Raw genomic sequence first — 12,522 nt, 5'->3', positions numbered from 1 at the left:
GAACGCGCACATGCGGAAGATACTCGTCGTCGGCGCCGGCCAGTCCGGCCTCCAGCTCGCCCTCGGACTCCAGTCGAAGGGGTACGAGGTCACCCTCATGTCCAACCGGACGGCGGACGAGATACGCACCGGGCGGGTCATGTCCACCCAGTGCATGTTCGACACCGCGCTCCGGCACGAGCGGGACCTCCAGCTGAACCTCTGGGAGCAGCGGGCCCCGAAGATCGAGGGTCTGGGCGTCTCGGTCGCCGCCCCCGACGCCGGCCGCGCCGTCGACTGGCTCGGCAGGCTGAAGGGCTTCGCCCAGTCCGTGGACCAGCGCGTGAAGATGTCCGGCTGGCTCGACACCTTCGCGCAGCGCGGCGGCCAGCTGGTCATCCACGGGGCGTCCGTCTCCGACCTGGACTTCTTCTCCCGCACGTACGACCTGGTGCTGGTCGCGGCCGGAAAGGGCGAGCTGGTCTCGCTGTTCGGCCGCAACGCCGCCCGCTCCCCGTACGACGCCCCGCAGCGCGCGCTGGCCGTCAGCTACGTGCACGGCCTCGGCCCGCGCCCGGAGCACCCGGAGACGGAGGCCGTGCGCTGCAACCTGGTCCCGGGCGTCGGCGAGCTGTTCGTCATGCCGACGCTGACCACCTCCGGCCGGGCCGACATCCTGTTCTGGGAGGGTGTCCCGGGCGGTCCGGTGGACGCGTTCACGGGGGTGCGGGACCCGGCCGACCACCTGGCGCTGACGCTGGAACTGATGGAGAAGTTCACGCCCTGGGAGTACGCGCGGGCCACGAAGGTGGAGCTGACGGACGCGGGCGCCACGCTCGCCGGCCGCTACGCCCCCGTCGTGCGCAACCCGATCGGCCGGCTGCCCGGCGGCGGCCTGGTGCTGGGCGTCGCGGACGTGGTCGTCGCGAACGACCCGATCACCGGGCAGGGTTCGAACTCCGCCGCCAAGTGCGCGGCCTCGTACCTGTCGTCGATCATCATGCACGGGGACAACCCGTTCGACGAGGCGTGGATGAAGGCCACCTTCGACAAGTACTGGTTCACCAACGGCCGGCCGACGACCCAGTGGACCAACGCCATGCTCGGCGTCCCGCCGGAGCACGTGCTGAACCTGATCGGCGCGGCCGGGCAGCTCCAGCCGGTGGCGGACCGTTTCGCCAACGGCTTCGACAACCCGGCCGACTTCGACTCGTTCTTCTACGACCCCGAGGACGCGGGCGACTACCTCGCCGAGGTCACGGCCTCGGTCGCGGGTTCCGACGCCGATGGGGACGAGGGCGCTTCGGCCTCCGAGTAACCCGTGTCGTCCCCCGCCGCCCCGCCCGGGGTCTCGGGCAGCGGCGGCGGGGTGAAGGCGGGCAGCGGCGCCCCGTCGGGGTCCGGCCGCACCGCGCCGAGCAGCGGGTTCGCCGCGATCGGCGAGACCTTGACCTTCGCACCCGGCCGCGGCGCCTGGATCACCTTGCCCTCGCCCACGTACAGGGCCACGTGCGTGGCGGTCGGGAAGTACACCACCAGATCCCCCGGACGGAGCTCGTCGAGCGGCACCCTGGGCAGCTGCGCCCACTGCTCCTGGCTGGTCCGGGGGATCGCGCGGCCCGCGTGCGCCCAGGCCTGCGAGGTCAGCCCGGAGCAGTCGAAGGACGCCGGGCCCTCGGCGCCCCAGACGTACGGCTTGCCGAGCTGCGCGGCCGCGTAGGTGAGCGCCGAGCCGCCGGCCGCCGTGGGATTACGGGGCTTCGCGCCGAGCTTCCCCGAATCGACCAGCTCCCGCTGCGCGGTGGCGGTGTCCTCGGCCTCGCGGGTGCGGAGCTCGCCGAGCTGGGCGGGGGTGAGGGAAGCGAGCATCCGCTCGACCTCCTTGAGCTGCGCGGCGGCCGTCTCCTTGCGCTTCTTCGTCTCGGCGGCCAGCTTCTGCTCGGAATCCAGGGCCTTGCGGGCGGCGACGGCGAGCACGTCGGCCTGCTGCTCGCCCCGGCCCAGCCGCTCCAGCGCGGCGGCCCGCAGGACACCCTCGCGCTCCGCGACCCGCCGCTGGTCCAGGGCCCCCTGGGGTTCCTCGGCGAACAGCATCCGGGCGAGCGGGGAGAGCCCCCGGGCCCCCTTGTACTGCTCCCGCGCCAGCCGGCCTGTGGCGGCCCGGGCCTCGGTGACGGCGGTACGGGCCTTCCCGAGCTCGGCGGCGAGCCGGCGCTCCTCGCCCTGGCGGGCGGTCAGCGCGGTCTCGGCGGCGTTGTAGGCCTCGGTGGCCTGCTCGGCCTGCTGGTAGAGGCCCTGGAGCCGCGAGAGGAGCACCCCGACGGGCTCGGCCGGGGCGCCGGGTGCGCCGGGGGTTTCGGGCGCGGCGGGCGCTTCGGGTGCGGCCGGTGCCGCGGGTGCTTCTCGCCCCGCGGGGGCCGCGCCCGCGCCGGGTGCTTCGAGTCCGGCGGGTTCCGCCCGGGTGCCGGGTGCCGCGTGGACGCCGGGGGCGAGCGGCTCGGCCGGCTCGCCGGGTGCGGCCTGTGCGGCGGGGAGCGGGCCCGCCGTGGCGAGGACTGCGGCGACGCAGGCGGCGCGAAGCAGCCGACGCCGAGGTCGACGTGACATGTGGTCACCTCCAGGCGGCCGATGCTGCCACGCCCGGTATGACAATTCGCCCACCCGGGTCGGCCGTGCCGCGCCGCTCACCCGGTCGGCTCAGCCTCCCGGGCTCAGCCTCCTGGGCTCAGCCTCCCGGGCCCAGCAGCCGGGCCTTGGCCGTCGAGAACTCCTCCGTGGTCAGCAGCCCTTCGCGGGCCAGGGCGGCCAGCCGGGTCAGCTGGTCGGTGAGTTCGGCCCCGGCGGGGGTCTGTCCGGAGCCTCGCGGACCGGCACCGGAGGCCGAGGCGGAGGGGACGGGCGAGGTGGCGGGTGAGGCGCCGTACGAGGCGGCGGGCGAGGTGGCAGTCGAGGTGGCGGGCGCGGCCTTCGGCCGGGCCGTGTCCCAGACGTACGCGCCGCGCTTCAGGATCCCGCGCAGCAGCGGGTTGCCCTCCGGGCGCCGGGAGGGGTTGACCACCGAGCCGATGGGGCGGATGAACATCAGGCCACCCCCAGCCGGTCGGCCGGGAGCCGGACCGCGCCCGCGATCCGGCCGCCCGCCGCGCGCACCGCGACGGCCGCGTCCTCGGCCCAGACGTGCTCGATCACCAGGAGGAGGGCGCAGCTGCCGCGTTCCAGCAGGTCCGCCGCTTCCGTGACGTCCTCCGGGCCGATCAGCGGGGCCGCCTCGCGGTGCGCGAGCAGGCCCCTGAGCTCGACGAACTCGTCGAACTCCGCCGCCAGCACCTCGCCGGCCGCCGTCTTGGTGGCCACCAGCCCGTCGATCAGCCGCACCACGCCGGCCTTGCGCAGCCCCATCACCGCTTCGACCGCCGCGACCCGCAGCTGTTCTTCCGGAAAGGCCAGGACGATGAACTCCGCAGGTCCCATGGAAGGCGACTCCTGATCCGCTTACTTCGGCTACTTCGCTTACTTCGCTTCCGACCGGTTCTGACGACTCTTCGGCACACTATGACATAAGCGGACATACGGGCCGCCTGCTTGCTACGTTTCCCCGTATGACCGCTCTGACGGCAAAGGTGGCGGAGCCCGCCCCGCCCTCGCCACCCGGCGCCCACGCCCCCAAGCGTCGCGGTGTCGAGCTGTCGCTGCTCTTCGGCGCCGTGTCGATCGCGGTCCTCGGGCACCTCTACGTGGGCCTCACCACCACCGGCCACATCCCGCGCCCCGCAGCCCACTACGCCGCCGGCCTCGCCGTGGCCGCGCTCGCCGCGCACCTCGCCGTCCGGCTCCGCGCCCCGTACGCCGATCCGCTGCTGCTCCCGATCGCCGTCCTGCTCAACGGGCTCGGCCTCGTCCTCATCCAGCGGCTCGACGCCACCACCCCCGGCCACGTCACCGCCGGGGAGCAACTGCGCTGGTCGGCGCTCGGGATGGCGCTGTTCGTTCTCGCAGTGGTTCTGCTCCGGGACCACCGGGTGCTCCAGAAGTGCGCGTACCTCGCCGCGGCCGTGGCGCTCGCGCTGATGCTCGTACCCGTCTTCTTCCCGGCCGTGAACGGCGCGCACATCTGGATCCGGTTCGGCGGACTTTCCTTCCAGCCGGGGGAGTTCGCCAAGATCCTGCTCGCCGTGTTCTTCGCCGCCTACCTCGCCGCGAACCGCACGGCCCTGGCCCTCACGGGACGCACCCTCTTCTGGAAGCTGAGGCTGCTTCCCGGCCGGGTCCTCGGGCCGATCCTCGCCGTCTGGCTGCTGTCGGTCGGCGTGCTCGTCCTGGAGCGCGATCTGGGGACCTCGCTGCTCTTCTTCGGCCTCTTCGTCATCATGCTGTTCACCGCCACCGGCCGGATCGGCTGGATCGCCATCGGGCTGCTGCTCGCCGCCGTGGGCGCGTACGCCGTCGGGACGTTCGAGCCGCACGTGAACAGCCGCGTGGACGACTGGCTGAATCCTTTCGCCTCCATCGAACGCGGCGACGGCCCCGGCCAGCTCGCCCAGTCCCTCTTCGCCTTCGGCGCAGGCGGGCTCCTCGGCGCGGGCCTCGGCCACGGCCAGTCCTTCCTCATCGGCTTCGCCGCCAAATCCGACTTCATCCTCGCCACCGCAGGCGAGGAGCTCGGCCTCGTCGGCCTCACCGCGATCCTGCTCCTCTACGGGCTCCTCGTCTCCCGCGGTTTCCGCGCCGGACTCGCGCTGCGCGACCCCTTCGGCCGCCTCCTCGCCACCGGACTCGCCTCGATCCTCGCGCTCCAGGTGTTCGTCATCGCCGGCGGAGTCACCGGCCTGATCCCGCTCACCGGCATGGCCATGCCCTTCCTCGCGCAGGGCGGCTCCTCCGTCGTCACCAACTGGATCATCGTCGCCCTGCTGATCCGGCTCAGCGACAGCGCCCGCAGACCCCGGCCCGACCGGGAGCCCGAGGAGGCCGACGCGTGATCCGCTACATCCGCTGGTGCGCGTACTTCTGCGCCCTGCTGCTCGTCGCCCTGCTGGTCAACGTGGCCCGCGTGCAGGTCTGGGAATCCGCCGCCTACGGCGCGAACCCGGCCAACAAACGCCCCGCCATCGAGCGCTACGCCGAACCGCGCGGCGACATCACGGTCGACGGCCGGCCCGTCACCGGCTCCCGGGACAGCCGCCAACTCCTGCGCTACGAGCGGACGTACAAGAACGGCCCGCTCTACGCGCCCGTCACCGGCTTCTCCTCCCAGACCTACGGCACCAGCTTCCTGGAGCGCGCCGAGGACCGGGTCCTGTCCGGCACCGACCCCGGGCTCTCGGCCTTCCCGCTCTGGTACGACCTCGCGCGCGGCCGCCCCGGCGGCGGCAACGCCGTCACCACCATCCGGGCGAACGTGCAGCTGGCCGCGTTCACCGGGCTGGCCGGCAAGAGGGGCGCGGTCGCGGCGGTCGAACCGGCCACGGGCAAGATCCTCGCGCTGGTCAGCAGCCCCTCCTACGATCCGGCGCTGCTCTCCGGCACCGGTGCGAAGGTCAAGGAGGCCTGGGAGAAGCTCAACGCGGACCCGGCCAAGCCCATGCTCAACCGCGCGCTGCGCGAGACGTACCCGCCCGGCTCCACCTTCAAGATCGTGACGGCGGCGGCCGCCCTCGACGCGGGGGTGGTCACCGACGTGGACGCGCCGACCGAGACCCCGGACCCCTACCCGCTGCCGGGTACGAACACCCTGCTGCCGAACGCGGGCACCGGCTGCGCCGACGCCTCGATGGCCGACGCCGTGCAGTGGTCGTGCAACACGGTGATGGCGAAGATCGGCGTACAGGTCGGCCTGCGCGGGATGACGGAGGCCGCGCGCCGGTTCGGGTTCAACGACGGCGGGCTGCGGGTGCCGGCCTGGGTCTCGCGCTCGAACTTCGACACCGACATGAGCCCGGACCAGCTGGCCCTGTCCTCCATCGGGCAGTTCAACACCAAGGCCACGCCCTTGCAGATGGCGATGGTGGCGGCCGCCGTGGCCAACGGCGGCGTGCTCAAGACCCCCTACCTGGTGGACCGTACGACGCAGGACGACGGCCGCCCGGTCCGCCGCACCGACCAGCACACCCTCGGCCGGGCCATGACCCCGCTGACCGCCATGCGGATGCAGGAGCTGATGGTGAAGGTGGTGGAGAACGGCACCGGCAAGAACGCGGAGATCCCCGGCGCGGTGGTCGGTGGCAAGACCGGCACCGCCCAGCACGGGGTCGGCAACGCGGGCACCCCCTACGCCTGGTTCATCTCCTGGGCGGCCAAGGCGCAGGGCGGGGCCCCGCCGGCGGTCGCGGTGGCGGTGGTCGTGGAGGACGCCTCGGCGGTGCGCGGGGACATCAGCGGCAACGGCGCGGCCGCGCCGATCGCGCGGGCGGTGATGGAGGCGGCGCTGTCCACCCCCTGAAACGGCCGGGTGGGGTAGGGGAGTTCCTGGTACTCGTAGGAAATGACCTACGAACTCGCACAGGTGAACATATCCCGCCTCAAGTACCCCCTGGACTCCCCGGAACTGAAGGACTTCGTCGACGGCCTCGAACCCGTCAACGCGATCGCGGACGCGGCGGAGGGCTTCGTCTGGCGGCTGGAGGGCGAGGGGGGCGACGCGACGGACGTGGCCGTCTTCGGCGACGAGTGGATCATCATCAACATGTCGGTCTGGCGGGACTTCGACTCCCTGAACACCTTCATGTACGCGGGGTTCCACCGGGAGCTGATGGCCAGGCGCCGCGAGTGGTTCGAGCACGTCAAGGAGGCCATGACCGCCCTGTGGTGGGTTCCGGCGGGGGAGCGCCCCACGGTCGCGGACGCCGAGGAGCGCCTGACCCACCTGCGGGAACACGGCCCGACCCCGTACGCGTTCACCCTGCGCGAGCGGTTCCCGGCGGGCGGGGCCGCGTAGCCCGTCCGCCTCCCGCGGACCAGTCGGCTCCCCGCGACCCGTCAGCCTCCGGCGGACCCGTCGGCGATGGCCTCGGCCACCTCCGCCACCCGCTCCGCCTCCTCGGCCGCGAACCGCTCGCGGTCGAGGGTCTCGGCTATCTCCTCGTCCTGGCTCATCAGCAGGTCCAGGTTGGAGTTGCCCATCTCGAAGACGCCCATGTCCAGGTACGCCTTCTGGAGCCGCTCGCCCCACAGCCCGATGTCCTTCACGCACGGCACGATCCGGCTGAACAGCAGCTTGCGGAAGAGCGCCAGGAACTCCGACTGCTCGCTGAACTCCTCCGCCTCCTTGCGGGAGATGCCGAAGTTCTCCAGCACCTCCACCCCGCGCAGCCGGTCGCGCATCAGGTAGCAGCCCTCGATCACGAACTCCTCGCGCTCGCGCAGTTCGGCGTCCGACAGCTGTTTGTAGTAGTCGCGCAGCGCCATCCGCCCGAACGCCACGTGCCGTGCCTCGTCCTGCATCACGTAGGCCAGGATCTGCTTGGGCAGCGGCTTGTCGGTGGTGTCGCGGATCATGCCGAAGGCGGCCAGCGCCAGCCCCTCGATGAGCACCTGCATGCCCAGGTACGGCATGTCCCAGCGGGAGTCGCGCAGGGTGTCGCCGAGGAGGCCCTTGAGGTTGTCGTTGATCGGGTAGAGCATCCCGACCTTCTCGTGCAGGAACCGTCCGAAGATCTCGGCGTGCCGGGCCTCGTCCATGGTCTGGGTGGCCGAGTAGAACTTCGCGTCCAGGTCCGGCACCGACTCGACGATGCGCGCCGCGCACACCATCGCGCCCTGCTCGCCGTGCAGGAACTGGCTGAAGTTCCAGGCGCTGTAGTGCCGGCGCAGCTCACCCTTGTCCCGCTCCGAGAGCTTGGCCCAGTGTCGGGTTCCGTAGAGCGTCAGCGCCTCGTCGGGGGTGCCGAGCGGATCGTACGGATCCACCTCCATGTCCCAGGCGATGCGCTTGGCGCCGTCCCACTGCTTGTCCTTGCCCTTCTGGTACAGGGCCAGCAGCCGTTCGCGGCCGCCGTCGTACTCCCAGCTGAAGCGGGCGTCGCCGGACGCGGGGACCGGCCAGACGGTCCCGCCCGGGTCACCGGTGTAGAGCTCGTGCGTCGACACTGACGCCCCCTCGTCTCACGTGGCCGTGTACTTCCGTACAGGACTGGACAGTTGGCAGCGTCACACGTTGGTAGACGCGCGGTCAACAAGTCGGGTGCGAGGGATTGACGGTCTTGCTGACAGGCAGTCTCATAAGGAGTGACCGCCGGTAACTCGACGACGAGGTGTCCGAAGCCATGACCACCGTGACCGAACGTGCCGAGCTGCGCGACGCCCTCGGCCTGCTCAAGGACCGCGAACAGACAGCCGAACGACTCCTCGAATCCTCGGTCAAGCACTCCTTCGACCCGGACCGGGAACTCGACTGGGACGCCCCGCCGATCGAGGGCAAGTACTACTGGCCGCCCGAGTTGCTCTCCCTCTTCGACACCCCGCTCTGGAAGAAGATGGGCGAGGAACAGCGCATCGAACTCTCCCGCCACGAGGCCGCCGCGCTCGGCTCGCTCGGCATCTGGTTCGAGATCATCCTCATGCAGCTGCTGGTCCGCCACATCTACGACAAGTCCCTGACCAGCAACCACGTCCGGTACGCGCTCACCGAGATCGCCGACGAGTGCCGCCACTCGATGATGTTCGCCCGCATGATCAAGAGGGACGGCGCCCCCGAGTACCCGGTCTCCCGCACCAACCACAACCTCGGCCGCGTCCTCAAGACCATCTCCACCACCCCCGGTTCCTTCGCCTGCACCCTCCTCGGCGAGGAGGTCCTCGACTGGATGCAGCGGCTGACCTTCCCGGACGAGCGGATCCAGCCCCTCGTCCGCGGAGTCACCCGCATCCACGTCATCGAGGAGGCGCGCCACGTCCGCTACGCCCGCGAGGAACTGCGCCGCCAGATGCTCACCGCCCCGCGCTGGGAACAGGAACTCACCCGCGTCAGCTGCGGCCAGGCCGCCCGCGTCTTCTCGCAGGCCTTCGTGAACCCCCAGGTCTACGACAACATCGGCCTCGACCGGCGCGAGGCGCTAGCCCAGGTCAAGGCCAGCGGCCACCGCCGGGAGGTCATGCAGACCGGAGCCAAGCGGCTCACCGACTTCCTGGACGACATCGGCGTGATGCGCGGTGTCGGGCGCAGGCTCTGGAAGGCCTCGGGGCTGCTGGCGTGAATTCCGGGGCGGGGATGGCGGCGTGGCTTCGGCCCCGGGACCGCTCGGGTGAATACCTGCCCGGGGCTGCTTGAGTGCGGTCCGGCCGGGACCGCTCGGGTGAAATTCCGGCCCGGGACTTCCCCGCCTGAAGGACACCGGGTCGGGCTACCCTGCGGACATGACCACCGTGCGCGCGTACCGCAGGCTGAGCGTCGAGGAGCGGCGGGCCCAGCTCCTCGACGCGGCCCTGTCGCTGTTCGCGCACCGGGCGCCGGAGGAGGTCTCGCTGGACGACGTGGCCGAGGCCGCCGGAGTCTCGCGCCCCCTCGTCTACCGCTACTTCCCGGGCGGGAAGCAGCAGCTCTACGAGGCCGCCCTGCGCTCGGCGGCCGACGTCCTGCGGCTCTGCTTCGCCGAACCCCAGGCCGGCCCGCTGACCCAGCGGCTCTCCCGGGCCCTGGACCGGTACCTGGCCTTCGTGGACGAACACGACGCCGGATTTTCCGCCCTCCTCCAGGGCGGCAGCGTCGTCGAAACCTCCCGCACCACCGCCACCGTCGACGGCATCCGCCGGGCGGCGGCCGAGGCGATCCTCTTCCACCTCGGCGTCCCGGCGCCGGGCGCGCGGCTGCGGATGATGGTGCGTACGTGGATCACGGCGGTCGAGGCCGCCTCGCTGATCTGGATCGACGAGGGCAAACAGCCGGAGGTCTCCTCGCTCCGGGACTGGCTGGTGGACCAGTTCATCGCCCTCCTGACGGCGACCGCCGCCACCGACGCGGAGACGGCGGCGGCGGCCCGCGCGGCCCTCGCCCTGGAATCGGCGGAAGGCCCGGTCGGGGTGCTGGCCCGGCGGGTGATCCCGGTGGTCTCCGAGGCGGCCCACCTGCTGTGACCCCGGAACCGCGGTGATTTCCGGACTCCTGTGAGACTGGGGGTGTGAGAAGCGAACCCACCTCCTTCGAGGGCGGCCCGATGGACGGCCGGACCCTCCCGATCCTCCTCGGCCCGACCGGCCATCCGCCGAAGTGGTACGAGATCCCGGTCCCGGACCCGGACGGCGGCGCCCCGACGGTGCTGCTCTACGAGCGGGTCCCGGCCGGGTACTCGAAGCGGCTGGGGCTCCAGAAGGGCTGGAAGTACGTCCACTCGCCCGCGGGCGTAAAGCCCCGCCCGCGCTGGCCCTGGACGAAGCCGAAGCCGGAGCCGGAGCAGGAGGCGCAGCCGGAGGGGTGACGGGGAGGGGCGGAGCTCTCGGCCGGGCCTAGGACACCCTGGCCTCGACCAGCGTGAGCACGGCCTCCGCCCCGCCCCCGCCGTCCCGCGCCTGCCGGAACACCAGCCGGGCCCCGATGACCTCGGCCTGCCCGACCGCGATCGTCAGCCCCAGCCCGTGCCCCTTGCCCGCGCCCTCGGTCCGGAACCGCTGGGGCCCGTGGGTCATCAGGTAGTCGGGATAGCCGTCCCCGTGGTCCCGTACCGTCACCACCGGCCCGTCCACCGTCAGCACCACCGGCGCCCGTCCGTGCTTGTGGGCGTTGGCAACCAGGTTCCCGAGCACCCGCTCCAGGCGCCGCCGGTCCGTCTCCACGTGCGCGTCCCGCACCACGACCACCTCCGTGACCGTCCCCGAGGCCCGCACCACCCGCTGCGCGAGGCGTCCCAGCTGGTGCAGGTCGGTCTCCACGACCTCGCGGCCCGAGTCGAGCCGGGAGATCTCCAGCAGGTCTTCCGTCAGCTGCCGCATCGTGCGGACCCGCTCCTGCACCAGTTCCGTGGCCCGGCTGTCCGGCAGCAGCTCCGAGGCCGCCTGGAGTCCCGTCAGCGGAGTGCGCAGCTCGTGTGCGACGTCCGCGGTGAACCGCTGCTCGCTCTGGAGCTTCGCCTGGAGACTGCCCGCCATCGTGTCCAGGGCCCCGGCCACGATGGCCACCTCGTCCTGGCGGCGCGAGGGGTCCTTCGTGCGCGGGTCTCCGACCCGTGCGTCCAGGTCGCCCTGGGTGATCCGCCGGGCCACCGTCGCCGTCTGGTGCAGCCGGCGCGTCACTCGGGTCACGGCGAAGGCACCGACCAGCAGGGTGCCGCCGATCGCCAGCACCGAAGACCCGATGATCGCGTTGTCCAGTCCGTTGATGGCCCGCGCGTTCTGCTCGTAGTCGATGGAGGTGGCCAGCGCCTGCCCGTCGGCGGGGGCCGCCGCCCACATCGTCGGCCGGCCGTCGTGGTCGGCCACGATCGTCCCGCGCTGCCCGGACAGGGCCAGCGCCCGCAGCCTCGCCGGCAGCCCGGCCGGATCCAGCCCGGACTCGGGGGGCAGGGGCTCGCCGGCCTCGTAGGCGCTCACGGCGTCGGTCAGCTTCCCGAGCGCCTTGTCCCGGGACGCCGCCACGGTCTGCCGGGTCACCTCCACGTGCACCAGCGCGCCCAGCACCGCCGCGAGCGAGCAGCACATCACCGCGATGAAGCACGCCGACTTCCAGGTCAGCGTGGCCGTCCAGGAGGGCAGCCGGAGCCTCACGGCGAAGTTCCCGCGGAGGTGGGGGCGGGGCGGGGGCTGGTGGCGGCGCTGGTGCCAGGGCTGGGGCTGGTGCTCGGACCGGTCGCGGGATTTGCGGGATTCGCGGGATTCGGAGGGTTCGGGGGGTTCACTCGTACGATCTGCTCGTAGGTCGGCAGCATCGAGCGCTGCTTGGCGTCCCAGGACCAGGTGGTGTTCACCTCGTAGCCCGCGTTGGCGCTGGGAACGTGCAGGATCACGTCCTCGTCGGCGAGTCCGACGCTGATGACGGTGTCGGTGGTCGCCATGATCCGGTTGAGGCGGCCCGCTTCGTCCGCCGTGTAGACCCGTACGGACATCATCTGATCGGGGAGCTCGATGCCGACGATCAGCTCGTCCTTGCCGTTGCCGGTGAGGTCCTGGTAGTACGGCGTCAGCACCGGGCACTTGGCGGGATCCGAGCCGGGCTTCCCGCACGCCTTGATCGCGGCGGCGGTCTCCCTGGGCATCCCGTCGGGGCCCGTCACGGCGTCCGGGTGCGCCCGTACCTCCGCCTGGATGAGGGTCACCGGGTCGATGCCGTGCACGTTCTGGTCCTGGACGGGCGGGATGCCGGTCACGTACTCGGGCGGCGCGCCCCCCGGATCGGCGGGCGGCACCACGGCACCCTTGCGCCCCGGCCACAGCTGTACGGGCCCGCTCGCGGTCGGGGTCGGCCCGGCCCCGGCCAGGCCGCCGGCGTCACCGCAGCCGGTGGCCAGCGGCAGCAGGAGCGGAGCCAGCAGGCAGAGGGCGAGGCGGCGGCGGGAGGGGACGGGGCCGGGATGGGGGGTGGGATCGGGGCCGGGATCGGGGTTGGGGGTCACGATGGAT

The 12,522-nt window shown here is 72.3% G+C and carries 13 protein-coding genes; 7 read left to right on the top strand and 6 right to left on the bottom strand.

Going from position 1 to position 12,522, the window contains the following annotated elements:
• Positions 1-10: 10 nt before the first annotated feature.
• A complete protein-coding gene (locus ACFXDJ_RS29250) occupies positions 11-1,297 on the top strand; it encodes a styrene monooxygenase/indole monooxygenase family protein (protein ID WP_384657317.1) in 1,287 nt (428 codons plus the stop codon).
• On the opposite strand, the gene ACFXDJ_RS29245 is transcribed toward ACFXDJ_RS29250, so the two are convergent.
• From ACFXDJ_RS29245 to ACFXDJ_RS29235, 3 genes are all read right to left on the bottom strand, one after another.
• Entirely contained in the window at positions 1,222-2,586 is a 1,365-nt protein-coding gene (locus ACFXDJ_RS29245; protein WP_384657314.1) for an NlpC/P60 family protein, read from the bottom strand. The genes ACFXDJ_RS29250 and ACFXDJ_RS29245 overlap by 76 nt on opposite strands.
• A gap of 118 nt (positions 2,587-2,704) precedes the next feature.
• Entirely contained in the window at positions 2,705-3,061 is a 357-nt protein-coding gene (locus tag ACFXDJ_RS29240) for a hypothetical protein (RefSeq protein ID WP_384850845.1), read from the bottom strand.
• Positions 3,061-3,450, bottom strand: a complete 390-nt coding sequence (locus ACFXDJ_RS29235; protein ID WP_371617904.1) for a DUF6325 family protein — start codon at positions 3,448-3,450, stop codon at positions 3,061-3,063. Before ACFXDJ_RS29235 ends, ACFXDJ_RS29240 begins: the two co-directional genes overlap by 1 nt.
• A 128-nt stretch (positions 3,451-3,578) precedes the next feature.
• Between ACFXDJ_RS29235 and ACFXDJ_RS29230 the strand changes: the two genes are divergently transcribed.
• Genes ACFXDJ_RS29230 through ACFXDJ_RS29220 form a run of 3 tightly spaced genes read left to right on the top strand, consistent with a single transcriptional unit; the run spans position 3,579 to position 6,913 of the window.
• On the top strand, positions 3,579-4,958 hold the full coding sequence (locus ACFXDJ_RS29230; protein ID WP_384657309.1) for an FtsW/RodA/SpoVE family cell cycle protein: 1,380 nt from the start codon (positions 3,579-3,581) through the stop codon (positions 4,956-4,958).
• Positions 4,955-6,418, top strand: a complete 1,464-nt coding sequence (locus ACFXDJ_RS29225; RefSeq protein ID WP_384657307.1) for a penicillin-binding transpeptidase domain-containing protein — start codon at positions 4,955-4,957, stop codon at positions 6,416-6,418. The genes ACFXDJ_RS29230 and ACFXDJ_RS29225 overlap by 4 nt, the downstream gene beginning before the upstream one ends.
• Positions 6,419-6,460: 42 nt before the next feature.
• Complete coding sequence (locus ACFXDJ_RS29220; RefSeq protein WP_384657304.1) at positions 6,461-6,913, top strand: DUF3291 domain-containing protein; 453 nt, start codon at positions 6,461-6,463, stop codon at positions 6,911-6,913.
• Positions 6,914-6,954: 41 nt separating this feature from the next.
• On the opposite strand, the gene ACFXDJ_RS29215 is transcribed toward ACFXDJ_RS29220, so the two are convergent.
• Positions 6,955-8,064, bottom strand: a complete 1,110-nt coding sequence (locus ACFXDJ_RS29215; protein WP_384657302.1) for a ferritin-like domain-containing protein — start codon at positions 8,062-8,064, stop codon at positions 6,955-6,957.
• Between the two features lie 176 nt (positions 8,065-8,240).
• On the opposite strand from ACFXDJ_RS29215, the gene ACFXDJ_RS29210 reads away from it, so the two are divergent.
• The 3 genes from ACFXDJ_RS29210 (at position 8,241) to ACFXDJ_RS29200 (ending at position 10,388) form a co-directional block, all read left to right on the top strand.
• Positions 8,241-9,170 carry a diiron oxygenase gene (locus ACFXDJ_RS29210; RefSeq protein WP_384657299.1) on the top strand — a complete coding sequence of 310 codons (930 nt, stop codon included), beginning with the start codon at positions 8,241-8,243 and terminating at the stop codon, positions 9,168-9,170.
• Positions 9,171-9,330: 160 nt separating this feature from the next.
• Complete coding sequence (locus ACFXDJ_RS29205) at positions 9,331-10,047, top strand: TetR/AcrR family transcriptional regulator (protein ID WP_384657296.1); 717 nt, start codon at positions 9,331-9,333, stop codon at positions 10,045-10,047.
• 44 nt (positions 10,048-10,091) lie between these two features.
• Positions 10,092-10,388: a hypothetical protein gene (locus ACFXDJ_RS29200; protein ID WP_384850843.1), complete on the top strand. Its 297-nt coding sequence runs from the start codon at positions 10,092-10,094 to the stop codon at positions 10,386-10,388.
• Positions 10,389-10,416: 28 nt separating this feature from the next.
• Here the strand turns inward: ACFXDJ_RS29200 and ACFXDJ_RS29195 are convergent, their stop codons facing one another.
• Positions 10,417-11,670, bottom strand: coding sequence for a histidine kinase dimerization/phospho-acceptor domain-containing protein (locus ACFXDJ_RS29195; protein ID WP_384657290.1), 1,254 nt, complete (start codon positions 11,668-11,670; stop codon positions 10,417-10,419).
• A complete protein-coding gene (locus ACFXDJ_RS29190) occupies positions 11,667-12,515 on the bottom strand; it encodes a hypothetical protein (protein WP_384850841.1) in 849 nt (282 codons plus the stop codon). The genes ACFXDJ_RS29195 and ACFXDJ_RS29190 overlap by 4 nt, the downstream gene beginning before the upstream one ends.
• Between the last annotated feature and the right edge of the window lie 7 nt (positions 12,516-12,522).

This window comes from Streptomyces sp. NPDC059443, from assembly GCF_042750105.1.
In the GTDB taxonomy this organism is placed as follows: Bacteria; Actinomycetota; Actinomycetes; order Streptomycetales; family Streptomycetaceae; genus Streptomyces.
This window is presented reverse-complemented; position numbering and strand designations above follow the sequence as displayed.

Coding starts and splice junctions, on each gene's coding strand:
- ACFXDJ_RS29230 (WP_384657309.1), top strand. CDS start 3,579: ATGACCGCTCTGACGGCAAAGGTGGCGGAGCCCGCCCCGCCCTCGCCA.
- ACFXDJ_RS29250 (WP_384657317.1), top strand. CDS start 11: ATGCGGAAGATACTCGTCGTCGGCGCCGGCCAGTCCGGCCTCCAGCTC.
- ACFXDJ_RS29240 (WP_384850845.1), bottom strand. CDS start 3,061: ATGTTCATCCGCCCCATCGGCTCGGTGGTCAACCCCTCCCGGCGCCCG.
- ACFXDJ_RS29245 (WP_384657314.1), bottom strand. CDS start 2,586: ATGTCACGTCGACCTCGGCGTCGGCTGCTTCGCGCCGCCTGCGTCGCC.
- ACFXDJ_RS29220 (WP_384657304.1), top strand. CDS start 6,461: ATGACCTACGAACTCGCACAGGTGAACATATCCCGCCTCAAGTACCCC.
- ACFXDJ_RS29235 (WP_371617904.1), bottom strand. CDS start 3,450: ATGGGACCTGCGGAGTTCATCGTCCTGGCCTTTCCGGAAGAACAGCTG.
- ACFXDJ_RS29210 (WP_384657299.1), top strand. CDS start 8,241: ATGACCACCGTGACCGAACGTGCCGAGCTGCGCGACGCCCTCGGCCTG.
- ACFXDJ_RS29205 (WP_384657296.1), top strand. CDS start 9,331: ATGACCACCGTGCGCGCGTACCGCAGGCTGAGCGTCGAGGAGCGGCGG.